This is a genomic window from Chthoniobacter flavus Ellin428 (assembly GCF_000173075.1).
GTDB classification, from domain to species: Bacteria; Verrucomicrobiota; Verrucomicrobiia; order Chthoniobacterales; family Chthoniobacteraceae; genus Chthoniobacter; species Chthoniobacter flavus.
The window spans coordinates 61,780-85,994 of the sequence record NZ_ABVL01000008.1 but is presented as its reverse complement, the minus strand read 5'-3'; the positions used below and the strand labels follow the sequence as shown (position 1 = coordinate 85,994).

The following is a 24,215-nucleotide window of genomic DNA, read 5'->3' as shown; positions in this document are numbered from 1 at the left end:
CTTTCGACCTTGCCTATGACCGCACCGCGTGGAGATTCCCCGCTCGCGCCCTGCGATACCTTCCCGCGCCGGCATCTCGGCTCGAGCGAGGCGGAGGTCGAGGCGTTGCTGGAAACGCTCGGGCTGGCGAGCCTCGATGCCTTGATGGACGCGGCCGTGCCCGCGCAGATTCGGCTGAAGGCACCGCTGAACCTGCCCGCGGGCGAAGGTGAGCACGAGGCGCTGGCGGAGTTGCGCGCCTTGGCGAAGAAGAATCGCATCTGCAAGAACTACATCGGCCAGGGTTATAGCGGGACGATTGTCCCGCCAGTGATCCAGCGAAACATTCTCGAGAATCCCGGCTGGTACACCGCTTACACGCCGTATCAGGCGGAGATTTCGCAGGGCCGCATGGAAGCGCTGGTCAACTTCCAGCAGATGGTGGTCGACCTCACCGCGATGGACATCGCGAACGCTTCGCTGCTCGATGAAGCCACCGCGGCGGCGGAAGCGATGCACATGGCATATGCGCTGAGCAAGAGCGCGGATGCGCAGACCATTTTCGTGAGCGAACAGTGCCATCCGCAGACGATCGCGCTGGTGCAGACGCGCGCGGAACCGCTGGGGATCAAGGTGATTGTGGGGGACGAGTCGAAGTCTGATTTTACGGAAAAGGTCTTCGCCGTTCTGCTGCAATACCCTGCGACGACGGGCGGCGTTTACGATTGCACGCCCATCATCGAAAAGGCGCACGCCGCTGGAGCGCTGGCCATCGTCGCCGCGGACATCCTTTCCCTCACGCTGCTGAAACCGCCGGGCGAAATGGGCGCCGATATCGCCGTGGGCTCGACCCAACGCTTCGGCGTGCCGCTCGGTTTCGGCGGACCTCACGCCGCTTACATCGCCACGCGCGATGCCCACAAGCGCCTGCTTCCTGGTCGTCTGATCGGCGTGAGCAAGGACACTCACGGCCACCCCGCGTATCGCCTTTCGCTGCAAACGCGCGAACAGCACATTCGCCGCGACAAGGCGACGAGCAACATTTGCACGGCGCAGGTGCTCCTCGCGGTGATGGCTTCGATGTACGCGGTTTATCACGGCCCGGAAGGGCTGAAGCAGATCGCCAGGCGCGTGCACGTCGCGGCGAACTGGTTTGGCGCCGCGGTGACGGCCCACGGCTTCACCGTGCTGCATGGGGAGTTCTTCGACACCGTCGGTGTGGAGTGCGAATCGGAAGCCCAGCGTGCGGCGATTCTCCAGCGGGCGGAACAGCGCGGGATTAACCTCCGCTCCTATGCCTTGCACGATGCCCCGTTCCTGATCCTCGTCGCTTTCGACGAGACGATCGACGAAGACGCGTTGGCTGAATTGATCGCGGTCTTCAAAGATTCACAGGTCGAACCATTGAGCTTCAGCCAAAGCTGGGAGACGGAAGAGCTCGATCTCCGCGAGTTTCTCCTGCGCAAGTCCTCTTTCCTCACGCACCCGGTCTTCAACACGCATCACACCGAGCACGAGATGCTGCGCTACATCCGCCGGCTCGAGGCGAAGGATCTTTCGCTGACGACGTCGATGATCCCGCTCGGCTCGTGTACGATGAAGCTGAATGCGACCAGCGAAATGCTGCCGGTCACGTGGCCGGAATTCGGCGCGCTGCATCCCTTCGCCCCGGCGAACCAGACGGCAGGCTACTTGGAGCTGTTCCGTCAGCTCGAAAACTGGCTTGCGGAGATCACCGGTTTCGCCGGTGTCCTGCTGGAGCCGAACGCCGGTTCGCAGGGCGAATACGCGGGGCTGCTGGCCATTCGCAAGTATCACCAATCCCGGGGAGAAGGGCATCGGGATATCTGCCTCATCCCAGCGAGTGCGCACGGGACGAATCCGGCCAGTGCCGTGATGGCCGGCATGAAAGTCGTCGGCGTCCGTTGTCTCGATGACGGCGATATCGACCTCGCCGATCTCAAAGCCAAGGCCACCGAGCACAAAGACCAATTGGCCGCGCTCATGATCACCTATCCGAGCACGCATGGTGTCTTCGAGGAGACGGTGGTCGAGATTTGTGAACTCATTCACGCGCACGGCGGCCAGGTCTATATGGACGGCGCCAATATGAATGCGCAGGTCGGGTTTACCTCGCCGGGTCGCATCGGCGCGGACGTCTGCCATCTCAATTTGCACAAGACCTTCTGCATCCCGCACGGCGGTGGCGGTCCCGGTGTGGGGCCGATCGGCGTGGCGGCGCATCTCGTGCCGTTCCTGCCGACGCCGGAACGCAAAGGCCCGGATACGAAGACTGGGGCGATTACCGCCGCGCCCTATGGCAGCGCGAGCATCCTGACCATTTCCTGGATGTATATCCGCATGATGGGCGGCGAAGGTCTGACCGAAGCCACGAGGATCGCCATCCTCAATGCCAACTACATTGCCCGCCAGCTCGATGCCTATTTCCCGGTGCTCTTCAAGGGCGCGAACGGGCTGGTCGCGCACGAGTGCATTCTCGACCTGCGCGGCTTCCACAAGACCACCGCCGAGGACGTGGCCAAGCGCCTCATGGACTACGGCTTCCACGCGCCGACGTTGAGCTGGCCGGTGCCCGGCACGCTGATGGTCGAGCCGACCGAGAGCGAATCGAAGGACGAACTGGACCGCTTCTGCGACGCGATGATTGCCATCCACGGCGAGATGACTGCCGTCGAGAGCGGCGTCGCCGACGCCAAGGACAATGTGTTAAAGAACGCCCCGCATACCGCACATTCGGTGATCGTCGGGGAGTGGGCGCACCCTTACACCCGCGAGCAGGCGGCCTATCCGGCGCCCTGGCTGCGGGAACACAAGTTCTGGCCGTCCGTTGGCCGCATCGACAACGTCTGGGGCGATCGCAATCTGTTCTGCAGTTGCGTGCCGGTCTCCTGACGACCGCCTGACAACGGGCGACTGAAAAATTCACAAAAGAACCCGGGCAGCGCTCACAAAAGCTGCTATGAATTCTTATTGTCGTGAAAGCACTCATCCTGCTCCCAGTTTTGTTCGCGATGCAGGTCCTCGCCGAGGACCCACGGGTGACTTCCCTCGTCCAGCAGGGCGACCTCGCGGAAAAGCAAGGGAAGGCGCGCGCGGCGCTGGGCAGCCTGCGAGCGGCGGAAGCCATTGAGCCGCAAAATGTCGGCGTGCTGCTGCGTATTTCGAAGCAATACGGCGACCTGATCGAGCAGACCAAAGTCGAAGACAACGCGAAGCGCATGGCCGAGCTGGCGCTGGATTATGGCAACCGCGCGGTGCAAGCCGACGGCAAGAATGCCAAGGCCCATCTCAACCTCGCGATCAGCTACGGGCACATGACCGATTTTGTCGGAAACAAGACCAAGCTCGAGTATTCGAAGATCATTCGCGACGAGACCGTGAAATCCCTCGAGCTCGATCCGAAGGATGACTTTGCCTGGCACGTGCTCGGGCGTTGGGAAGCCGGGGTGGCCAATATCAACGGCGTGCTCCGGGCGCTTGCCTCCATTGTCTATGGCGGCATGCCGAAGGCCAGCAACGAAGAGGCGGTGCGGTGTTTCAAGAAGGCGCTCGAGATTGCCCCGCAGCGGCTCATCCATCACGCGGAATTGGCCCACGTCTACACACAAATGGGCCGGACCGATTTAGCCCTGCAGGAGTGGCAGAATACCCTCGGTATTCGGGCGCAGGACGCGGACGACGAGAACTACCAGAAGGAAGCGCACGCCGCGCTGGACGCCGCCCGCAAGTCAGGGCGCGGAACGGAAGCCGCGAAGTTCACGTCGCAGCGTTAGGCCGCACGAAGGCCAGCGTCAGCCAGCCGCCGAGCAGGCAGAGACCGCCGATCGGCGTGATCGCGCCCAGCCATTTCACGTTCGTCACGGCCAGCAAGTAGAGGCTCCCGCTGAAGATGATGATGCCGGCGGTGAAGAGCTGGAAGGTCAGTCGCGAGATCCCGCCGCGGAGCGCGAGGACCAACAGCACGACCGCATGCACGAGATGGTAATGCGCGGCCGTTTCCCAGATGGGCTTCTGCCCGTTTTCGAGGAAGACGCGTTGCAGGCCGTGTGCGCCGAAGGCTCCGAGGGCGACGGCGAGAAATCCCATGATGGCAGCGATGCGAAGAGCGGTGGTGGAATTCATCTGGCGTAATCAACGCCGAAAACTCCAACATCGGAAATCGAAAATCCGACTTCCGCCATTTCCCAATCTCCGTGGCCCAACTGGCAGCCGCGTGAACGAGCCAACCTGTGCTTCATCGTGCAGGAGCGGCGCGTGCTGCTCATTCGCAAGAAGCGCGGGCTCGGCGCGGGCAAGATCAACGGCCCGGGAGGCAAGCTCGAGCCGGGCGAGACGCCGCTGCAATCGGCCATTCGCGAGGCCCAGGAGGAGATCGGTGTGACGCCCTCGCAACTCGAGGAGCGCGGCCTCCTGCATTTCCAATTTACCGATGGTTACAGCCTGCAATGCACCGTCTTCATCGCGCGCGCCTTCACCGGCGAGCCGATCGAGACACCCGAGGCTACGCCGATGTGGTTCGATATCGACGGCGTCCCCTACGACGATATGTGGGAGGACGACCAATACTGGCTACCGCAAGTCCTCGCCGGCGCCCACTTCATCGCCTGGTTCGAATTCGACGGCGAGAAGATGCTCAGCAAGGACGTGCGCTTCGTGTAGCACCCCTGAATAACGGAGGGGATGGCCACAAAAAGGCGCAAAAGGCACAAAGAGATGCTCCTCCAAATTACTGCGGTTCCATCCGAAGGATGACGATGCATAGCGCGCTTGCCCACGGAACTTTCTTTTTGTGCCGCTTGTGCTTTTTTGTGGCCATCCCCAATCCTGTTTTTGGGGCGATAACCGTCACGCGCCGCTACTGCCGCTTCTTCTCTTCCTTGAGCAGCCGCTCCCAGTGCAGTCGGGCGACATTCCACATGTAGACTGTTTCGGGATCCGCGGGCAGTACGTCCACCGCCTTGCGCAGCAATTGCAGCGCATGTTCGCGATGATCGAGCATGAGCTCATACAGCCCCACGTAATAGTAACCGAAGAACTGCGCGTGTTTGTCATCGGCGAACTTCTTGTCCGCGATATAGGCCAGCACATCCTCCGGGCTGCGTTTCCCGGCGTACATTTCGTAGAGCGGGATGAACGGCTCGCGATCGGTCTCCGGGTAGGTGAGCATCTCCTCCCGCGCCACCTTGAGGCCGTCGACCTTCTCCTGCGCGAGAAACTTCCAAATCCCATTCTCGCGATCCTTCGGATCGTAGCCGTGATATTTCACGAACTGCCGCTCCGACTTCTCGAATTGCCCGTTGAAATAATAGGCGATGCCCAGGCGCCAATGCGGCGCGTCCTGATTGGGATCGAGCGCGATCATCCGCTCGAAGTCCTTGATCGACTCCGGATAAGCGCCCAGGAACAAATACAAATCCCCGCGCCGCGACAGATACGCCACCGTATCCGGCTTCTCCGTGAGCTTATGGTCGATCTCTTTCAGCTCCCCGGTGAGTTTCTCGATGAGCGGCGCGCGCCAGAACGGATCGTCGTCGGCCGCCGCCAGTGCGGTCACGGCACAGAAGAGGAGACTGAAGGCGATGCGACGGAGGAGTGGGGGAGCCATAGGGGACAGCTACTCGTTGGACAGCGCTCGATCGAGTCCGTTCGGATCAACGATGCGCGGCGAACTTCGCCTGCACCATCTCCGCGAGTCGGGCGCCGATCTCCGGCTGGTCGAGCCGCTCGATGACCTCCTGGAGGAAGCCATTCACGATGAGCTTCTGCGCCGCGCGCTTCGAGATGCCGCGCGACATGAGATAGAAAAGTTCTTCCTGCTCGATCTGCCCGCTGGTCGCACCGTGGGTGCAGCGCACATTGTCCGCTTCGATCTCCAACCCAGGCGCACTGTTCGCCTCGGCATCATCGCTCAGCAGAAGATTGCGCACCTTCTGGTAGGCATCCGTCATCTGCGCGCCGGGATCGACTCGAATGAGCCCGGAGAAAATCGTCCGCGCCGCGTCATCGAGCGAATTCTTATAAAGCAAGTCGCTCGAGGTATTCGGAGCCTCGTGAATCTGGAAGGTGCGCGCGTCGACTTCCTGCGCATTATCTGCCACGGTCAGCGCGAGCATGTCGCTGCGGCCGCCTGGCCCGCGGAGATGACTTACGCTCTCGCTGCGCACATGGCGTCCACCGAGCTGCGCGAAGAGCGAACGCGCCTGTGCATCGCGACCCACCACGGTCGCATTGATCTGAAAGGCCAGCGCTTCCCTGCTCCAATTCTGCGCGCAGACGTAAGTGACCTGCGCCCCGGCGCCGAGCCAGAGATCGTTCACCGCGCAAGCGAGCCCCGGGGCATTCGTGTCGGCGCTCTCGTAATAATCCACCACCGTCACCTTCGCGCGTTCCTCGGCGATGATGAGCGTGTGCGGGAAGCACGAGCTATTCGCGCCGTGCAGCCAGTGAAACGCCTCGACCGGCAGATCGATCTCAATGCCCCGCGGGACAAAGAGCAGCATGCCTGTGCGCACCTGCGAGGCGTGCAGCGCGGCAAACTTCTGCCCGCCGAGAATTGCCTCCTCGCGCATGAAATACTGCTGCAGCAAATCCGGATACTCGACCAGCGCCTGCTCCAGCGGCAGCCAGACCACGCCGAGTCGCGTCAGCGACTCCGACAGGACCTCGCGCGAGAGCAGTTGATCATTGGCGAAAACCATCCGGCCGGCGGCCTTTTCCAGACCACGGCTGCGCGCGAGCAACTCCTCGCGCGTGGTCTCATCGACCGGCTGCGGTTGCAGATACGGGCTGAGATCCAGGTCCTTGACGTTGGCGAAACGCCAGCGTTCATCGGTGCGCGTAGGCAGCGGGATTTTCGTGAATTGTTCCCAGGCGGCTTCCTGCCCGGGGGCGGCGGGGCCGGCGCTCAGGAGTCGGGCGGGCGCGGCGGGCGTATCGGTCATTTCTTCTTCCAGCAAAACGGTGCTCATGAATTCAGTGAATGTCAGTCGTTGATCGGATCAACCGACCGAGCCTTCCATTTCGAGATCGATGAGGCGTTTCAGCTCCACGCTGTATTCCATGGGGAATTGGCGCACGAGATCGTTGACGAAACCGTTCACGCTCAGGCTCATGGCCTGCGCTTCGGTGAGACCGCGCTGTTGCATGTAGAAAATCTGCTCCGCGGAAATCTGCGAGACACTCGCCTCGTGCTGGCAGGCATTGCCCGTGCCGCGCACGGTGATGGCCGGATAGGTGTCGGTGCGCGCCGTCGAATTGATGAGCAGCGCATCGCACTCCGTGTTGTTCTTGCAGCCCTTGAGATGCTTCGGCACGTGGACCAGGCCGCGATACGTCGCGCGTCCCTTGCCGATGCTGATCGACTTCGACACGATGTTCGACGTCGTCTCATCCGCCGCGTGAATCATCTTCGCGCCGGTGTCCTGGTGCTGGCCGTCGTTGGCCAGCGCGATGCTGATCACTTCGCCGCGGGCCTTGCGACCCTTCAGGACCACGCCCGGATACTTCATCGTCAGGCGGGAGCCGATGTTGCAATCGATCCACTTCACTTCCGCTTCCTCGTGCGCGATAGCGCGCTTGGTCACGAGATTGAAGACGTTCGGCGACCAGTTCTGCACCGTCACGTATTGGATCTTCGCGCCCTTCAGCGCCACGAGCTCCACGACCGCGGAGTGCAGTGTCGCCGTCTCAAATTTCGGCGCCGTGCAGCCTTCCATGTACATCACCTCGGAGCCTTCGTCGGCGATGATGAGCGTGCGCTCAAATTGCCCGAAGTTCTCCGCATTGATGCGGAAATATGCCTGCAACGGGTGCTTCACCTTCACGCCCGGCGGCACGTAGATGAACGAGCCACCGCTGAAGACCGCGCTGTTCAGCGCGCTGAATTTGTTGTCACCCGTCGGGATGACCTTGCCGAACCACTTGCGGAAAATCTCCGGGTGATTCTTCAAGCCGTCGGTCGAGCCGACGAAAATCACGCCCTGCTCGCCCACCGCCTTCTTGATGTTCGAATAGACCGCTTCCGAGTCGAACTGCGCCTCGACACCGGCAAGGAACTTCCGTTCCTGCTCCGGAATGCCGAGCCGTTCGAATGTGCGCTTCATATCCTCCGGCACATCTTCCCAGGAACGGGACGGCTTCTGTCCGCCCGCGAGATAATAGCGGATGTTGTCGAAAACAATGTTCTCGAGGTCCTTGGAGGCCCAGTGCGTGGGCATCGGCTTCGAGAGAAAAACGTCCAGCGCCTTGTGGCGCCAATCGCGGATCCAGTCCGGCTCGCCCTTCGCGTCCACGATGTAGTCGATCGTCTGGTGCGTGAGGCCGGTGCCGGCATCGTATTGGTACTGGACGTCGTACCGGAAATCGCCGCGCGTGCGGTCGATGTCGAATTGGTTAAGTTCTTCAGTAGGCATGGTATCTCCTCTTTTCGAGGGTTAGGCGGAAACGGGTTCCGCGAGTGCGTCCTTGATAAAATCGTAGCCCTTTTCCTCGAGTTCCAGGGCGAGTTCTTTCGGGCCGTTGCGAACGATGCGCCCATCGACCATCACGTGCACCACATCCGGCACGATGTAGTCGAGCAGGCGTTGGTAGTGCGTAATGACGAGGCAGCCGATGTTCGGGCCGCGCTGGGCATTCACGCCCGCGCTGACAATCTTCAGCGCATCGATATCGAGGCCGGAATCCGTCTCGTCGAGGATCGCGTACTTCGGCTTCAACATCGCCATCTGCAGGATTTCATTGCGCTTCTTTTCGCCGCCGGAGAAGCCTTCATTGACCGCGCGCGAGGTGAACTCGCGGCGCATCTCCAGCTTGTCCATCTCCTCGTAGAGATGCTCGTAAAAATCCACGGCCTCGATTTCTTCGCCTTCCGACTGGCGGGAATTCAGCGCCGCGCGCAGGAAGTTGGCGTTCGACACGCCGGGAATTTCCATCGGGTATTGAAAGGCCAGGAACAGGCCCTGGCGTGCCCGCTCATCGGGTTCCATCCCGAGGATGCTTACGCCATCGAGTAGCACGTCGCCGCTGGTGATCGTGTAATCCGGGTGCCCACCGATCGCTTTGCTCAGGGTGCTCTTGCCGGAGCCGTTCGGCCCCATGATGGCGTGCACCTCGCCTTTGGGAATTTCGAGCGTCAGGCCGCGAATGATTTCCTTTTCGCCGATGCGAACGTGCAGGTCTTGGATTTTCAGTGAACTCATTTGGATATTAAAAAGGCCATTTATTTGCTTCGGGTCCGGGGGGCCTTTTGCGTGTCAGGGGGCGTATCTGCGGCGTCCGCGGTGGCGCACTTCGGGCACAGGCCGCGGAAGGAAACTTCATGTTGCACGACGGAAACATCTTCCGGCAGATCCCAGATGTCCTGCGGGCGGCGATTCGAGCGCAGCGGAATGTCCATCACGCTGCCGCAGCCCTGGCAGAAAAGGTGGGCGTGCTCGGCGAGATTTGGGCAATAGCGCGAAGGCTCGCGGTCGTGGTTGACCGCCTTGATGATCCCGCAATCGGTCAGCGTTTCCAGGCAGTTGTAAACGGTGGCCAGCGAGATGTTCGGCATCTTCGTCTTCACCCGCATGAACACTTCCACCGCGGTGGGATGATCGCGTTGCCCCATGAGCGCGTCGTAGACCGCCCGCCGCTGGTCGGTCATTCGCAGACCCCGGCCATGGATATGGTCATCGGGAGTCGGCGAAGCGTCTCCGCTGTGGTTATCACGCAGTTTCATTGGGCACCTTTCCCTTCGCACTGCCCGTTAAGCTTATCAAGAATTATTCTAAATAAACTTCGACCCTGCTCTGAAGGGGGGACCATGGACCGGGTAGATGGGGGGTGCAACTGCCTGTAGCGGCGCCGTCTCCGGCGTCGATGGCATCAGGCTTTGCTCGTCGAACGGCAATCTTCGCCGCCCTTCTGTTGCCCGGCATCCGGTTTGGGAACATCGCTTGCATGCCTTTTGCTTTTTGGGAGCATCACCAAAATTCGATTCCTCGCATGAAGATCTCCCGATTCCTTTTCTGCCTCGCGATCCTGTTGTGCTTCGCGGTACCGCTGCAGGCCGCGCAGGCGCCCAAGCTGGAAACACTGCTCGCGGAATACCACAAGGCGCGCAGTGATGTGCTCGGCAAATTGAATGAATCATACGCGTTGCGAGCGGACGAATTGGCGAAGAGGTTGCAGGGGGCGGCGAATCTCGAGGGTGCGGAAAACGCGCGCACGTTCGCCAGGCAATTGCGCGCGGCGGATCAAAATATCGAGATCGTCGATGCGCGCGCGGTGGAAAAGCAGGCCGATCCTTTGGCCGTGCTCCAGGCCGATTACGCCCTCGCCCGGGCGGATAACTTGAAGAATGTCTACGTCTTCTACGCGACCGCGGCGGGAAATCTGCGGCGCGAATTGATCAAGGAGAAGAACACCGCCGGCGCGGATGTGGTGACGACGTTTCTGGAGAAGATCAAACCCGGGGGGACGACCCCCACGCCGCCGGCGAGCCCGGCGAAGAAGCGGAAAACGGCGGGGAACTGAAATAGAAGGACAGGATACGGCAGTTTCACCCGCAGGGAGGCGACGAGCGCCACCCACTTGCCCGAGGAACATTCTCCTTTTGTGCCTCGTGGGCCTTTTCGTGGCCATTTCCATTCCCGCTTTTCGCCTAATGCCGGTCGTAATAAATGAGCCCCAACCGATCCATATCCTCGCCGCTCGCGCCGGCGATGCCGATAACTGGGTTGCCATTGGAAGTCAGCGGATGGCGGCCCTTGTGTCCGCCGCCGCCACCGATCCACTCGCTCTTGTAAGAACCTTCGGCGTCGAGGTTGATGTCCGCCGGATGGATCTTCCAATAGAGGACTTCAAATCCGTCGAGGCGATCGCCGCCGCGCGCTTCGATGGCGGCCACGGCATAGCCTTCCTTTGCTTCGACGCGAATCGGGGCGCCATTTTCGACGCCGTGACGCTGGCCGGTGATGCGGCCATGAGATGTTTGAAAAATCGGCCGCACGCCGCGAATGATATGATGCCCGGCCCACTCGCCAGTCCAGACCACGAAGCCGACGAGCAGCCCGCCCTCGGGCAGAACTTCGAAAAAGCGTCCGCCGCCACCGCCGCCGATCTTTCGCGTATGCTCCGTGGTCGCGTTCTGCGCGGCCGTGGCGAGCGATGAATAGAAACGCTTTTGGATCGGATCATCGGGTGCGGTCTGTTGGGCGACGGCCGCGGCGACAAGGCCATAGCTCACGCCGATGACGGCGAGCGACTTCCAAAGGAAACCAGACAGGGCACATTTCATAGATGGGGAACCTCCGGGGTTGTGATCGCGAGTGTTAGGCGTGCTGTCAATCTTTTAGCTGAGGTGGTCCGCCCGTGGATCGCATGTGTGCATGGTGTTAGGCGAAGCGGGACGCCCCACTGGGAGCGGCGACTTCCCAGTCGCCGACCGAAAACCCTCGGCGCGAAGCGCCCTCTTCCATGAGCACCGCTGCCTGGAGCACGGCTTTTAGGAAGTCGCTCCTCCCGGGGTCCGTGGCCACGTCCCTCGATCGTCTGAAAACATGAGCATTGGGGCGACGCGCTCATACCGAAGCGGCAGCGCGCTTCCCTCCAGGAGCTGATTCGAAAACGGAGTTACTTTTTTGCGATTTGTGGGAGCACCACCTCCCGGCCACCGGGCGCAACGGTGATCTCCTGGCCGATGAATTGCCCCCCCGGCTCGATGGCGAGCTCCAGCCCCCAGGTGAGCGTGATCAATTTGCCGGTGAAGCTGTATGGGCCCTCGGGTAGGGTGAAGCTGAACGAGCGTGTCTCGGTCGACTGCGGATTGGAAAAGGGAATGGTCTCGACGATGCAGAAGTCACGGTTGCCACGGCCGCTGGTACCCCACACGAGGCGCAGTTCGACGCTCCGGGGCGGCGTCTCGACTTGCCACGAGACTTCGCCGGTGACGCGGTCGCGCGGGGAAAACGCGGTCTGGTTTTCGTGGATTTGGATGACGAGAGACATGTCGTTTGGGTTCAGGTCGTGGCCCCTTGCGGTAACACCTGGATGGTGTGCTCCTGGTCGATGTCGGGCCATTTCGGAATTTCGCCCTTCACTTGCAGGCGCCACGAGATGCGATTGCTGCTGCCATGAAACGAGTGCATGAGGCCGGCGGGAATGGAGACATGGGCCTGACCCTCGCCGGTGATTTGCTGGTCGAGCGTTTCCACCACGGGAATCTCGGCGAAGACCTGGGTGAAGGTCTGCGAGCTTTTGCCGGCCTGGTGGGTCGCGTCTTCGCGGCCGACGAGGACGATGCTCAATTTGTGCAGCTTGTCGACGCGGCCGCGCGTATTCCATTCAAAATGGAAATCGCCGCCGAGCGGCACGGCATCGGTGCGGGCGCGGAGGACGATGCGCGGATTGAACAAGGCGAGGAAACTGCCGATGACGCCGAGGATGATGAGCACGCCGATCAACGAAAAGAGGCCGACGATGATCTTGGCAAACAGCGGGGCGCTGGAGTGATTTGGTCCGAGGAAGACGAAATAGACGAAGATGCTCATGAAGCCATTCCAGACGAGGCCGAGGATGAGCATGGTAATGAACTTGCCCATGGGGGTCATCTGCGGCTTGAGCTCGATGAGCTCGCCGGTGGCCGGCGTGAAGGTCGGCATGGCGTTTTTGCGCGAGGCCCGCGGCGGCCCGGTGAGGCGCCCGGCGAAGACGATGCCGCCGGCGCCGATGGCGGCAAAGATCAGGCCGATGAGGCCCATGAGCATTTCGCCGGTGGTCCCGCGGTGAATGACGGCCTCCGTCGGGTGGCTGGGGTTCACGTAACACGCGGTCTGCCGCTCCGGCGGATACTGGTCCACGATGCGATGTGCGCCATTGTAACCGAGGTTCGAGCCGGCGGTGAATTCGTAGCGGCGCGAGGAGTAGCGCTGGCCGTGGAAGTCATAATGATAGGTGACTTCGACGGTGTAGCTTGTGCTGTTATGGCTGCCGCCCTGCTGCTCGATGACGCGGCTGGAATCGATGGTGCAGGGCGTTTCTTCCCAGCGCGAAGCGGCAGCGACCCGGAGGAGCGGCAAAATCGTGAGGGACCAGACCATGACCGCGCCGGCGAGGAAAAAGATGCCGAAGAAAAGGCGGAGGCAGCCGGTGCCGACGGCGCTCGGCTTGCGGGTGGCATTGGAAAAGCGGTAGGGCGAGCTCACGGCGGATGTTTCCTTTGCCGAAAGTGGGCGGGTTTGGCAATGCGCTTCGCTGTCATCCTGGCGTAGGGGAAGAAGGTAAAACGCAGAGGCACAGCGCGGCGGAGCCGCAACCAAAAGGGGAGCCACGAACATGCGAAAAGACAGGGAAGGGAAAGTGACCCGCGAATCACCCGAATGACGCGAATGATCTGCCCTCATTCGTGTTATTTGCGTGATTCGCGGGCCAAAAATTCTACGCGTCGTGCGGACATTTTCATGGTTAGCACTGCAGAGACGCAGAGGAGAAAGAAGACAATCGGACAATCAGACAGGGAGACAATCGGACGATCGGCGCGAAACGTTATGCCACTGTCCGATTGCCCCATTGCCTTCCCTCCGCGTCTCTGCGTTTCCCCCCTACACCGCGGGCGGCACGCTCTTCAGCCGGAACGAAGAGACGAAGCCGACCAGGCCAAAGAGAGCGAAGAGCAGGCCGATGAGGCCATAGAACATTTCACCGTTCGGTTTGCGGTTGAGAACGGCCTGGCCCGGATTGGTGGGGTTGATGTAGCACACCGTCTGGCGCCCGGGCGGATATTGATCGACGATCTGTTGTTTGGCTTCTTTGCCGTCGCTGCCGCCGCTGTCGAATTGATAGTTGCTCGTGGTGTAATGCGTATTGCCGATCGTGTAAGCGTAGAAAATTTCCGCGCGGTAGCTTTGCGTGCCGTGCTTCGCACCGCCGACTTTGACCACGCGGCTGGAATTGATGACGCACGGCGTTTCCAGCCAACTGCGCGCGACGAGCACGTTCTGCAGCGGGCGGATCGTGGCGATATACAGGATGCCCGATCCGACGACGAGGAACACGAGGAAGAGCAAGCGGGCGAGGAGGACGCGGCCACGTTTCGGTTGATCGGGAGAAGGATCGGAAGAGGCGGGTGAACTCACGATGGGCGTGTTTTTCTCAATCTTAATCGTAATCCTAATCTTAATCTCAATCCCATTCCGTGCCGCCTCTCCCGGAGAGAGTAAGATTATGATTAAGAGTAAGATTAAGAATGGATGTTTCCTGCCTCGCCAAAGCATGCCCCTCCCGGCATGCTGGCTTTTTGTTCCCGCCCCATGAAACTCCCGCTTTACCTTGGTTTCGCGGCCCTGGCCGTGGCCGCCGTTCACGCCGATGAGGAATTAGCCCCCGCGCAAATCGACGCGCGCATGTTGCAAATGCCCGCGGTGTCGAAATCCGAAATCGCCTTCGTCTACGGCGGCAACATCTGGATTGCGCCGAAGGCGGGCGGCACTGCGCTGCGGCTGAGCACACCGCGTGGGGTGCAGCAATTTCCCCGCTTTTCGCCGGATGGCGCGAAGCTCGCCTTCACGGGCAATTACGACGGCAACGTGGATATTTACGTGATGCCGGTGGGTGGCGGGGAGCCGCAGCGCATCACGCACCACGGCGGCAGCGAGCGGCTGCTCGGCTGGTATCCGGATGGGCAATCGCTGCTCTACGAATCGCACATGATGGCGTTCACCGATCGTGTGGGGCAGCTTTTCAAGGTGCCCGCGCAGGGCGGGTTGCCGGAGAAATTGCCGGTGGCTTATGGCGAATTTGGCGCGATCTCGCCGGATGGCCACACGCTGGCGTTCACGCCCATCTCCACCGATTTCGCGACGTGGAAGCGCTATCGCGGCGGCATGGCACCGGATATCTGGCTCTTCGACCTGGAAAAGAAGACGGCGGAGAACGTGACGCATAACGAGGCAAATGATTCGCAGCCGATGTGGCACGGCGAGACGCTCTATTTCATCTCCGATCGCGACGAGCATGAGCGCGATAACATCTGGGCTTACAACACGCGCACCAAGGAGACGCGCGAGGTCACGCATTTCACGGAGTCCGATGTGCATTTTCCGAGCGTCGGGCCGGATGATCTCGTCTTCGAAAACGATGGCCGCCTCTACGTGCTCGACCTCGGCACGGAGCAGATGCACGAAGTGAAAATCAAGGTCGCCACGGATCGCGCCACGCTGCGGCCGCGCGTGCAAAACGTCGCCGGCTACGTGCGCAACGCGGCGATCTCGCCGACGGGTAAGCGCGCGCTTTTCGAGGCCCGCGGCGATATCTTCAGCGTGCCGGCGGAGCACGGCATCGTGCGCGACATCACGTCCACGAGCGGCGTCGCCGAGCGCAACCCCGCTTGGTCGCCGGATGGCCGCTGGATCGCGTATTTCAGCGACAAGACGGGCGAGTATGAGCTGACGATTCGTCCTTCCGACAAGGCCGGCGGTGAGGAAACGCTCACGCATCTCGGGCGAGGTTTCCGCTACCAGCCGCAATGGTCGCCCGATGCGAAGAAGATCGTCTTCGTCGACCAGGCGATGCGTATTCATCTCTACGACATGGAGACGAAGCAGGTGACGGAAGTGGGCCGTCAGCTTTGGGCCTACGAGGGCGATCTCGCGCGCTTCCGCGTGAGCTGGTCTTCGGACAGCCGCTGGTTCACTTACGCGGCGGATCGCGAGAATCGGCAATCGGCGATCGTCGTCTACGACACGCATGAAAAGCGCGAGCTGGCGGCGACGAGCGGTTTCTACGACGACGACATGCCGGTCTTCGATCCGGATGGCCGGTATCTCTATTACCGCTCGAAACGCGTCTTTGAGCCGATCTACAGCGAGTCGGATAACACGTGGATCTACACCAACGGCGAGAGCCTCGTCGCTCTCCCATTGCGCAAGGACGTGCCCTCGCCGCTCGGCCCGCGCGACGATGAAGAACCGGTGCGCCGCGAGCCGCCCGTGCCGGAAAAGACCGAGGAGAAAAAGCCCGAGCCTGCGAAGGATAAGAAGGACGAGGCGCAACCAAAGCAGAGCGAGCCGAAGAAAGACAAACCGGAAAAACCGGCCAGCGACACCGCGATCGAGGAACAGAAGCCGTCGACGGAGAACGCGCCTGCCGGCGACGGGCGCCAGGGGATGCGGCTCGCGCGCCAGTTTCCGCTCAAGCCGAAACCACTGGTCATCGACTTCGATAACATCGAAGCGCGCGGCGTGGTGCTGCCGGCGGGCGGTGGACATTTCGACAATCTCATGGCCGTGCCGGGCAAGGTGATTTTCCGCTGGCCGCCGCGCGTCGGCTCGCGCAAGGGCAACGCGCCGCTCTCTTTCTGGGATCTCGAGAAGCGCGATGAGAAGATGATTCTCGACGATTGCGGCGGCGCCGATCTTTCGGCCGATGGCAAGAAGCTGCTGGTCAAGAAAGGGGATCAGTGGGGCATCATCAATGTGCTGGAAGGCCAGCGGATCGACAAACCGCTCGCCGTGGGCAGCATCGAGGAACAGATCGATCCGCCCGCGGAATGGCGCCAGATCTTCAACGACGCCTGGCGGATTGAGCGCGACTTTTTCTACGACCCGCACATGCACGGCGTGGATTGGCAGAAGATGCGCACGCGTTACGGGAGGATACTCGAAGGCGCCGTAACCCGCAGCGATGTGAACCATCTGCTCGGCGAATTGCTCGGCGAGCTGAATTGCTCGCACACCTATCGCGGCGGCGGTGACTTCGACGACGGCCCGACGCGCAGTGTGGGTTATCTCGGTTGCGATTATGCGCTCGAGCAGGGTGCATATCGCATCGCGCACATCATCATCGCTGCGCCGTGGGACAATGTGCGTTCGCCGTTGATGCAGCCCGGCGTGAATGTCCACGAAGGCGACTGGCTCCTCGCCGTGGACGGTCGCCCGCTCGATACGAAACAGGATCCGTGGGCCGCCTTCCAGGGGCTCGGCGACAAGGCCGTGATGCTCACGGTGAACGACAAGCCGAACATGGAAGGCAGCCGCAACGTGCTCGTGCAAACGCTCGGCAGCGAAACGGCGCTGCGCCACAAAGCGTGGGTTGAGGCGAACCGCCGGCGCGTCGATGCGGCGAGCGGCGGCACGATCGGCTATATTTATGTGAAGAACACCGGCGCCGACGGGCAGAGCGAGCTCTACCAGCAATTCCGCGCGCAGGTCGCCAAGAAGGGACTCATCGTCGACGAACGCTGGAATTCCGGCGGACAAATTCCCGACCGTTTCATCGAGCTGCTCGGTCGCCGGGTGACGAACTATTGGGGCGTGCGCGACGGGCGCGATTGGCAGACGCCGTACATCGCGCAGGTCGGGCCGAAGGTCATGCTGACCAATGGCTGGAGCGGCTCAGGCGGCGACTGTTTCCCGTGGCTCTTCCGCGAAAACAAACTCGGGCCGATCATCGGTACACGCACCTGGGGCGGCCTCATCGGCATGACCGGCGCGCCGAGCTTGATCGACGGCGGCCACGTCACTGTGCCGACGTTCAGCATCTACGACACGTCCGGCAAATGGATCATCGAAGGTCACGGCGTCGACCCCGACATCCCCGTGCTCGACGACCCCGCCGAACTCGCCCAAGGCCACGACCCGCAACTCGAACGCGCCATCGAAGAGGTGCAAAAAGAAATGGCCGCCACCCCGCCCTCGCCGCCGAAGCCGCCGTATCCGAATCGTGCGGGGAAGTGAGCGAGTGCTGTAGCGGCGCCGTGGCAGCGAAAATTGGATGTTGGATGTTGGGCGTTGGATGTTGGATGTTCTCCCATGCCCCTTCCTTCCGATCTCCAGTCCGCCGTCGCCACGGGCGATCTCTCCACCGTGCTCGGCGCTGCGCTCATTCATTTTGACTGCCAGGCTGGCACTATTCACCTGCTGCGCGATGGCGTGCTGAAAATTGCCGCGCACAAAAACATCCCGCCGCCCGTGGTGCAAATCGTCGAGACCGTGCCGATCGGCAAAGGCATCGCCGGCCTCGCCGCGCAACGCTTGGAGGCAGTGACGATTTGTAATCTGCAGACCGATAATTCCGGCCAGGCGAAACCGGGGGCGAAGGCCACGGGGATGGAAGGTTCGCTCGCCGTCCCAATGCTCGCGCAGGGGAAATTGCGTGGGGTGATTGGGATTGCCAAAGCGAGCGCCTACGACTGGCCGCAAGCGGAGACCGATCTGCTCACGCAAGTGGCTGGTGCATTGGCCGAGCGATTGCCGCAAGAGTAGCGGCAGGGCGGCGCTAGCTTTCCGCGAGCGCGGTGCGGTGACGAGCGAAGCGCTCCAAAAACAGTCATCCTGAGCGGAGCGGGGAAGCATGGGCGGAGTCGAAGGACCTCTGACTTTCGCGGGTTTTCGAGCGGAGCCATACGGCTTGGCGGGCATTCACGCGCCCGTTATCGCTCGTTGCGCCATAATTGGGAAGCGTGGGTGCCCGAATCTCGCAAGCAGCTCCGCACGGAAAACCCGGGGACGATGGAGGTTTGCCCACAGTCCCCATAGGCGTCTCGCAGACTCGGCTTTCGACTCCGCCCCATGCTTCCCCGGCTCCGCTCAGGATGACATTGCTTTTGGAGCGCTTCGCGCATCTGCGCCCCGCGCTCTCTGCCAATCTCGCCTTTGCTATTCAGTGACTTGAAGTGAGCGCTGACGGAGCAGCGGCCTCATGGCGCGGCGTGGACGCCGTATCAGCTTCCCAGCAGCGCCCGCAAATAATCCGCGTAAGACGTCTTGCCCAGATCCTCAATCAGCGTGCGCAGCTGATCCTTCGTGATCCAGCCCTTGAGCAGCGAAATCTCCTCGATACAGGCAATCTTCAGCCCCTGGCGGTTTTGGATCGCGCGGACGAAATCGGCGGCTTCGAGCAGTGAATCGTGCGTGCCGGTGTCGAGCCACGCCAGGCCGCGGCCGAGCGTTTCGACGTGGAGTTGCTGGCGCTCGAGATACACGCGGTTGAGATCGGTGATCTCCAACTCGCCACGCGCGGAGGGCTTGAGCCCACGAGCCAGTTCCACGACTTGTGAATCGTAGAAATAAAGCCCCGGCACGGCGTATTTCGACTTCGGCATCTTCGGCTTTTCCTCGAGCGAGATGGCCTTGCCCGCGGCGTCGAATTCCACCACGCCATACGCTTCGGGATTCGAAACGTAATAGCCGAAGATCGTTGCGCCATCCATGCGCTGCGAGGCCGTGCGGACGGTCTTTTGAAAATCGTGGCCGTAGAAAAGATTGTCGCCGAGGACGAGGCACGCGGGACTGTCGCCGAGGAATTCCGCGCCGATGAGGAACGCCTGGGCGAGACCTTCGGGCTTGGGCTGTTCGGCGTAGGAAATCTCGAGGCCGAATTGCTTTCCATCGCCGAAGAGCCGGCGAAACTGCGGCAGATCGTGCGGTGTGGAGATGATCAGGATCTCCTGGATGTCGGCCATCATGAGCACCGACAGAGGATAGTAGATCATCGGCTTGTCGTAGACCGGCATGAGCTGCTTGCTCACCGCACGGGTGACGGGATAAAGCCGCGTACCGGAGCCGCCGGCGAGAATGATGCCTTTGCGTTTCATGAGAGAACTCCGAGTCGCTCCTGGCGGTATTTCCCGCTGGAGATGTTCGCGCACCATTCGCGATTGGCCAGGTACCATTCGACCGTTTTGCGCAGGCCGGTGGTAAAGGATTCCGCGGGTTGCCAGCCGAGCTCGCGCGTGATCTTCGCACAATCGATAGCATAGCGGCGATCATGGCCGGGGCGGTCGGCGACGAAGGTCTTCAGCGTGGTGTAAGACTTCCCATCGGTCCGCGGATGCAACTCATCGAGCAGCGCGCAGAGCGTGTCTACCACCGCAAGATTCGGCTGCTCATTCAAGCCGCCGACATTGTAGGTCTCGCCCACCCGGCCGCGGTCGAGCACGAGGCGAATCGCCGTGCAATGATCGCGCACATAGAGCCAGTCGCGCACATTCATGCCATCGCCGTAGATCGGCAGCGCGCGGCCTTCGAGTGCATTCTGGATCATCAGCGGGATGAGCTTTTCCGGAAATTGCAGCGGACCGTAGTTGTTCGAGCAATTGGTGGTCAGCACCGGCAGACCGTAGGTGTGATGAAACGCGCGCACGAGATGGTCGCTGCCTGCCTTGCTCGCGGCGTAGGGGCTGTTCGGCGCAAAAGGCGTTTCTTCGGTGAAAGCCGGATCCTGCGGACGCAGCGAGCCGTAGACTTCATCCGTCGAGACGTGGAGAAAACGAAACGCGTTCTTCTTCTCCGGCGCAAGCTTGGTCCAGTACGCGCGCGTCGTCTGGAGCAGGCGCAACGTACCCACGACATTCGTCTGCACGAAAGCCTCAGGCCCATCAATCGAGCGATCCACATGCGACTCGGCGGCGAAATTCAGCACCGCATCGATCGCATGCTCCGCGAGCAGCTTCGCGATGAGATCGCTATCCCCGATATCGCCCTGCACGAAGACATGCCGTGTGTCTTTCTCCACCGGCGTGAGATTGGCCGGATTCCCCGCGTAAGTGAGCTTGTCGAGATTGACCAGGCGTTCGACGTCCTGGCGCTCCAGCAATTGCTGAAGCACGAAATTGGAACCGATGAAGCCGGCGCCGCCGGTAACGAGCAAACGCATAATGATCAGGCCGCCTTCCAGTTCTTGAGCGCCTTGGCGATGGCGTCGTGCACTTCGCTCATCACGATGCTGCAAGTCAGGAGCTTCGAGCTATCGAGCACGCAATTCGACCGCGGGGTTTTCGCGGCTTTTTGCATAAAGTCCGACTCGCTGCTGAAGAACTGGAAGTCTTTGTTCGACACGCCGCTCTTCTTGATGAGGTCGACGACTTCCCGCGTGGTCACCGCGCCAGGGTTGGTCACGTTGTAGATGCCGAAAGGCACGCGCTTTTCCCAGCACTCCCAGGTGGCACGGACGAATTCTTCGAGCTGCGAGAGTGAATTTTCCGCTTCCAGCAGGCGGTCGTAGCGCATCAGCTTGGTGAGGTAATTGCGCGGCGAATCGACTTCGTTGAACGGAATGCGCAGGCGCCAGATGAAGCAATTGTCCGCCCCAGCGAGCACTTCTTCGCCGAGCGCCTTGCTGCCGCTGTAGAAGGAGCAGTTGTTCGTGCGGAAGCTGAAGTTCGGGGCATCGGTCTCGCGCAAACCGCCGCCATCCGGGCGGCGCCCGGTGAAAATGCAACCTGAGGATACATGGCCCCACGGCGTGCCAGTCGCTTCGCAGGCCTGGCGCAACACGCCCGGCAGGATGGCATTGCCCAGCAGACACTCGGTCTTGTGCAGTTCGCAGGCATCGACGTTCGGCTTGCCGGTGTAACCCGCGCAATTCACGAGAAAAGCGGGCTTCGCCTCCTTCAGCGCAGCCGTGAGCGTGTCGACGTTATAGTAGTCGAGGTCGGTGCGGGGCAGGGCACGAAACGGAACGCCCTGCGACTCCAGCAGGCGCTGATAAGCGCCGCCGACGTAGCCGCTGGCTCCGAGGATCCAAATAGGTTGAGACATAAAATTGAAAGGCGCGGAGCCGGGCCCGCTGCTCCGCGGAACAGGGAATGGGAAGGCGACCGCAGGGCGCCAAGATTGATGATGATCCTGAAAAAGTCCACCCCGCCCTGTCTGCGGGGCGTCCAACCGGTCTGGAGTAGTGCATTCGCCGTTGAATCGTGCCCATTTTCCACCGAAAAACGGGTGCCCAAAAACCATTCTGCAAGGAAATGCGAAAAAACCCTTGCATCCCCCGCAGACTTTCCTATCTTCCGCGTCCTCCACCGCGGGTGTAGCTCAGTTGGTAGAGCACTTCCTTGCCAAGGAAGATGTCGAGAGTTCGAGTCTCTTCACCCGCTCCAAACCCCTTGATTCCAAGGGGTTGCGCCTGAAAGGCGCGTATCCCGGATACGCGCTTTCAAAAAAAAAGTCATAAATGACGCCGCGAAATGCAGCTCTGTTTATGGAGGTTAAAAGCCTGCCTGCGAGCCGAACCGCGCCGACATTCGCGATCCTCGACATCCGAAAAACGCCCATTTTTCAGTGCTCGAGCGTTCACCGACATCCACCCACGTCACCGATGTCGAGAGGAGCGAAAAATCACCCGGTTTTCGTCGTGTTGTGACCGCACCTGGCCGAGAAAAACGCGCTGGCGGGCGATTTTGAGCGAAGCGGTTTTGGGCCTCGCAACCAGTCATCGCCCGCCCGATACTGCCGTGACGTGATCCATGGTGAAAAAGTATTGGTAGCCCGGCATTCCCGCATTTCAGCCCATTCTTCTGACCGAGAATGAGTCTGGCCTACGCACTCTTCGCTTTGGCGCAGGTGGAGTTTCCCAGAGCGTGGTAAAGGCGACAGATCCTGGACATCTCGAGCTGGCTTACGCCCGGGTTCTGCCAGCGGCTCTCGCTTTTGTTCAGAACCCGCTGCGCGTTTTGATCGTTGGCCTGGGTGGAGGGTCGCTTCCCCGATTCTTTCACCGCCATTTCCCGGAGACCACGATTGATGTCGTCGAACTCGATCAGGATGTCGTCGATGTGGCCAAAGCGTATTGTGGGTTTGTGGAGGACCCGAGGATGCGTGTGTATGTGGAAGACGGCAGAGACTTCATTGACTCCGTCTGCGCAGGCTACGACGTCATTATATTGGACTGCTTTGATGCCGAGTCGATACCGCGACATTTGGCCACTCTGGAGTTCTTAAACAGGGTTCGCGGCGCGCTGAATTCTTGTGGAATCGTGGTCGCAAATATTTGGGGGCGATCTTCCAATCCTCTCTACGGGCACATGTTGACCACCTACCGGGCTGCTTTTGACGACGTCTACGTTTTCGATGTGCCACAACCCGGCTCCAAACTGTTCGTCGCTTTACCGTTCAAGCAGACCGTGTCGCGGGACGAGGTAGTCAAAAGAGCCGGGGAGATTGGTCGCCGTCACCACCTCAATTATGATCTCGGTGCTGAGATTTTCGGTTTTAGGAATGCAGAAATCGAAACGATCCGAGCCGGAGCGGTGCTGAAAGACTGATCGCGGCAGGGACGCGCGCTCCGGCGAAAAGGCACTGGCGGGAAGATGTGGACGGTGGGGTACGAGACCGGACATTGGAACCGCACGGCAATGCGTCTTGTTCTCCAAGGGGCGCATCGCAAAATGAATCGCGACGGAGGAGCGTTTTTCAGAGCGGCCCACGGCGCTCGCTGCCAGATCCGACCGTTCCCCAGACCACCTGTGCCGTGTATCCGAATGCGCCGGCGATTGCGTCGATCCGCGCCGCGTAGAGTGCCTTCGCGGCGTCGAGGCAGCGGACACTCACCGCCCGTTGTTGGAGCAGCGACAACGCTTGGTTTTTGATCGGATTGATTTCGGCTTCGGTGCTTGGCGCAAAGGTCAGCGTGAGGGATTCAGGCTGCTCGGAAACATTCACCACCCGCGGAGGCGGTAGGCTCACCGTGACCACTTTGCGCTGGGAATCCGTCGTGACGCTCAGTCCCGGAGCAGAATCGACATCCACCGCATATTCGACCTGGACGGAGAGGAAAACCATCGGTGCGGGTGGCGTGGCCAGCGTGATCTGGAGGACCTTTTCCGCACCTTCGTCTGCGGGGATGCCGCGTTCGCTCGTTCCCACCGCTGCAGTCGAAACCCGGACTGGCTCGCGTTTCAAGGCGGTTCTCAAAATCTCAACCGTGAGCGGATGGCTCTCCGGTTCGGCCCCGTGTCTTCCATAAAAAAAACACATGCCCGCAAGGAGCGCGCCCAGGGAAAACCACACGACAGCCCGAATCATACTCGTAAACATTTGGAAAAAGGGGGATGCAAAAATCGCTTTGGAGGGCAGCGAATAAACCGAAGTGGCGCCATGATGCACCCCAAAAAAACGGCGGGTCTCAGGAACTGCCTCTTCCCAGGTGGGTGAGGAACATCCGAAAATCTCAATTTCAGGTTCGAATTATGCTTGATTCGCGGCCTTCAGTGAGAATACTTCGTAATTATACCCATTTCAAGTTCACCATTCACTGATTAGTTGCCTTTCGAATTGCCCGAAATTTCGAACCGGCGCGGTAGCGCTGCAAGAGGATTCGTAAACGGTTACAAGGCGGAACCATCTCAAACCCCACCCAGACTGCAGGTCCAATACGCCGCGAGGATTCATCCCGCCCGTGACGTCGTGCAGCGCCCTTGCCTACACCCATGACTCAGACGCAGAGTGATCAGTTTCCGC

21 protein-coding genes and 1 tRNA gene are annotated in these 24,215 nt (G+C 60.9%); 8 read left to right on the top strand and 14 right to left on the bottom strand.

Features of this window, described 5'->3' with window-relative positions; translation table 11 throughout:
* Positions 1-15: 15 nt before the first annotated feature.
* Both gcvP and CFE428DRAFT_RS14655 read left to right on the top strand, forming a co-directional pair.
* Positions 16-2,892: an aminomethyl-transferring glycine dehydrogenase gene (gene gcvP, locus CFE428DRAFT_RS14660; RefSeq protein ID WP_131989574.1), complete on the top strand. Its 2,877-nt coding sequence runs from the start codon at positions 16-18 to the stop codon at positions 2,890-2,892.
* Positions 2,893-2,975: 83 nt separating this feature from the next.
* Positions 2,976-3,773: a tetratricopeptide repeat protein gene (locus CFE428DRAFT_RS14655; RefSeq protein WP_042725027.1), complete on the top strand. Its 798-nt coding sequence runs from the start codon at positions 2,976-2,978 to the stop codon at positions 3,771-3,773.
* Here CFE428DRAFT_RS14655 and CFE428DRAFT_RS14650 read toward each other — a convergent pair.
* Complete coding sequence (locus CFE428DRAFT_RS14650; RefSeq protein ID WP_006980347.1) at positions 3,757-4,122, bottom strand: DUF423 domain-containing protein; 366 nt, start codon at positions 4,120-4,122, stop codon at positions 3,757-3,759. The two genes, CFE428DRAFT_RS14655 and CFE428DRAFT_RS14650, sit on opposite strands and share 17 nt — an antisense overlap.
* 36 nt (positions 4,123-4,158) lie before the next feature.
* Here CFE428DRAFT_RS14650 and CFE428DRAFT_RS14645 point away from each other — a divergent pair, with 36 nt between their 5' ends.
* Positions 4,159-4,659 (top strand): NUDIX domain-containing protein, encoded by a 501-nt coding sequence (locus tag CFE428DRAFT_RS14645; RefSeq protein WP_042725026.1) that lies wholly within the window; start codon positions 4,159-4,161, stop codon positions 4,657-4,659.
* Between the two features lie 196 nt (positions 4,660-4,855).
* On the opposite strand, the gene CFE428DRAFT_RS14640 is transcribed toward CFE428DRAFT_RS14645, so the two are convergent.
* The 5 genes from CFE428DRAFT_RS14640 to CFE428DRAFT_RS14620 are packed head-to-tail and all read right to left on the bottom strand — an operon-like array spanning position 4,856 to position 9,718.
* Complete coding sequence (locus tag CFE428DRAFT_RS14640; RefSeq protein WP_006980345.1) at positions 4,856-5,605, bottom strand: tetratricopeptide repeat protein; 750 nt, start codon at positions 5,603-5,605, stop codon at positions 4,856-4,858.
* Positions 5,606-5,651: 46 nt separating this feature from the next.
* Positions 5,652-6,968, bottom strand: coding sequence for a Fe-S cluster assembly protein SufD (sufD, locus tag CFE428DRAFT_RS14635; RefSeq protein WP_006980344.1), 1,317 nt, complete (start codon positions 6,966-6,968; stop codon positions 5,652-5,654).
* 30 nt (positions 6,969-6,998) lie between these two features.
* Positions 6,999-8,411, bottom strand: coding sequence for a Fe-S cluster assembly protein SufB (sufB, locus tag CFE428DRAFT_RS14630; RefSeq protein ID WP_006980343.1), 1,413 nt, complete (start codon positions 8,409-8,411; stop codon positions 6,999-7,001).
* A gap of 21 nt (positions 8,412-8,432) precedes the next feature.
* Positions 8,433-9,197 (bottom strand): Fe-S cluster assembly ATPase SufC, encoded by a 765-nt coding sequence (gene sufC, locus CFE428DRAFT_RS14625; RefSeq protein ID WP_006980342.1) that lies wholly within the window; start codon positions 9,195-9,197, stop codon positions 8,433-8,435.
* Positions 9,198-9,217: 20 nt separating this feature from the next.
* On the bottom strand, positions 9,218-9,718 hold the full coding sequence (locus tag CFE428DRAFT_RS14620; protein ID WP_006980341.1) for a Fur family transcriptional regulator: 501 nt from the start codon (positions 9,716-9,718) through the stop codon (positions 9,218-9,220).
* Positions 9,719-9,984: 266 nt separating this feature from the next.
* Between CFE428DRAFT_RS14620 and CFE428DRAFT_RS14615 the strand changes: the two genes are divergently transcribed.
* On the top strand, positions 9,985-10,515 hold the full coding sequence (locus CFE428DRAFT_RS14615) for a hypothetical protein (RefSeq protein WP_006980340.1): 531 nt from the start codon (positions 9,985-9,987) through the stop codon (positions 10,513-10,515).
* Positions 10,516-10,642: 127 nt separating this feature from the next.
* On the opposite strand, the gene CFE428DRAFT_RS14610 is transcribed toward CFE428DRAFT_RS14615, so the two are convergent.
* From CFE428DRAFT_RS14610 to CFE428DRAFT_RS14595, 4 genes are all read right to left on the bottom strand, one after another.
* Entirely contained in the window at positions 10,643-11,278 is a 636-nt protein-coding gene (locus CFE428DRAFT_RS14610; protein WP_006980339.1) for a hypothetical protein, read from the bottom strand.
* Positions 11,279-11,613: 335 nt separating this feature from the next.
* Entirely contained in the window at positions 11,614-11,988 is a 375-nt protein-coding gene (locus CFE428DRAFT_RS14605; RefSeq protein WP_006980338.1) for a hypothetical protein, read from the bottom strand.
* Positions 11,989-11,999: 11 nt separating this feature from the next.
* The gene (locus tag CFE428DRAFT_RS14600) at positions 12,000-13,184 is read right to left on the bottom strand and encodes a DUF3592 domain-containing protein (protein WP_042725023.1); all 1,185 of its coding nucleotides are present in this window, start codon (positions 13,182-13,184) and stop codon (positions 12,000-12,002) included.
* 396 nt (positions 13,185-13,580) lie between these two features.
* Positions 13,581-14,114, bottom strand: coding sequence for a DUF3592 domain-containing protein (locus tag CFE428DRAFT_RS14595; RefSeq protein ID WP_042725022.1), 534 nt, complete (start codon positions 14,112-14,114; stop codon positions 13,581-13,583).
* Between the two features lie 174 nt (positions 14,115-14,288).
* Between CFE428DRAFT_RS14595 and CFE428DRAFT_RS14590 the strand changes: the two genes are divergently transcribed.
* Both CFE428DRAFT_RS14590 and CFE428DRAFT_RS14585 read left to right on the top strand, forming a co-directional pair.
* Positions 14,289-17,711 (top strand): S41 family peptidase, encoded by a 3,423-nt coding sequence (locus tag CFE428DRAFT_RS14590; protein WP_006980335.1) that lies wholly within the window; start codon positions 14,289-14,291, stop codon positions 17,709-17,711.
* A gap of 75 nt (positions 17,712-17,786) precedes the next feature.
* The gene (locus CFE428DRAFT_RS14585) at positions 17,787-18,239 is read left to right on the top strand and encodes a GAF domain-containing protein (protein ID WP_006980334.1); all 453 of its coding nucleotides are present in this window, start codon (positions 17,787-17,789) and stop codon (positions 18,237-18,239) included.
* Between the two features lie 458 nt (positions 18,240-18,697).
* On the opposite strand, the gene rfbA is transcribed toward CFE428DRAFT_RS14585, so the two are convergent.
* From rfbA to CFE428DRAFT_RS14570, 3 genes are read right to left on the bottom strand one after another with little or no spacing between them, the layout of a single operon-like run.
* Positions 18,698-19,570: a glucose-1-phosphate thymidylyltransferase RfbA gene (gene rfbA / locus CFE428DRAFT_RS14580; protein ID WP_006980333.1), complete on the bottom strand. Its 873-nt coding sequence runs from the start codon at positions 19,568-19,570 to the stop codon at positions 18,698-18,700.
* Positions 19,567-20,631, bottom strand: coding sequence for a dTDP-glucose 4,6-dehydratase (gene rfbB / locus CFE428DRAFT_RS14575; RefSeq protein WP_006980332.1), 1,065 nt, complete (start codon positions 20,629-20,631; stop codon positions 19,567-19,569). Before rfbB ends, rfbA begins: the two co-directional genes overlap by 4 nt.
* A 5-nt stretch (positions 20,632-20,636) precedes the next feature.
* Positions 20,637-21,515 (bottom strand): sugar nucleotide-binding protein, encoded by an 879-nt coding sequence (locus CFE428DRAFT_RS14570; protein WP_006980331.1) that lies wholly within the window; start codon positions 21,513-21,515, stop codon positions 20,637-20,639.
* A gap of 265 nt (positions 21,516-21,780) precedes the next feature.
* Between CFE428DRAFT_RS14570 and CFE428DRAFT_RS14565 the strand changes: the two genes are divergently transcribed.
* Both CFE428DRAFT_RS14565 and CFE428DRAFT_RS14560 read left to right on the top strand, forming a co-directional pair.
* Positions 21,781-21,856, top strand: a tRNA-Gly gene (locus CFE428DRAFT_RS14565).
* A 480-nt stretch (positions 21,857-22,336) separates the two neighbouring features.
* Positions 22,337-23,020 carry a spermidine synthase gene (locus CFE428DRAFT_RS14560; RefSeq protein WP_049975644.1) on the top strand — a complete coding sequence of 228 codons (684 nt, stop codon included), beginning with the start codon at positions 22,337-22,339 and terminating at the stop codon, positions 23,018-23,020.
* A 148-nt stretch (positions 23,021-23,168) separates the two neighbouring features.
* Here the strand turns inward: CFE428DRAFT_RS14560 and CFE428DRAFT_RS14555 are convergent, their stop codons facing one another.
* On the bottom strand, positions 23,169-23,657 hold the full coding sequence (locus CFE428DRAFT_RS14555) for a hypothetical protein (protein ID WP_131989577.1): 489 nt from the start codon (positions 23,655-23,657) through the stop codon (positions 23,169-23,171).
* Positions 23,658-24,215 lie beyond the last annotated feature (558 nt).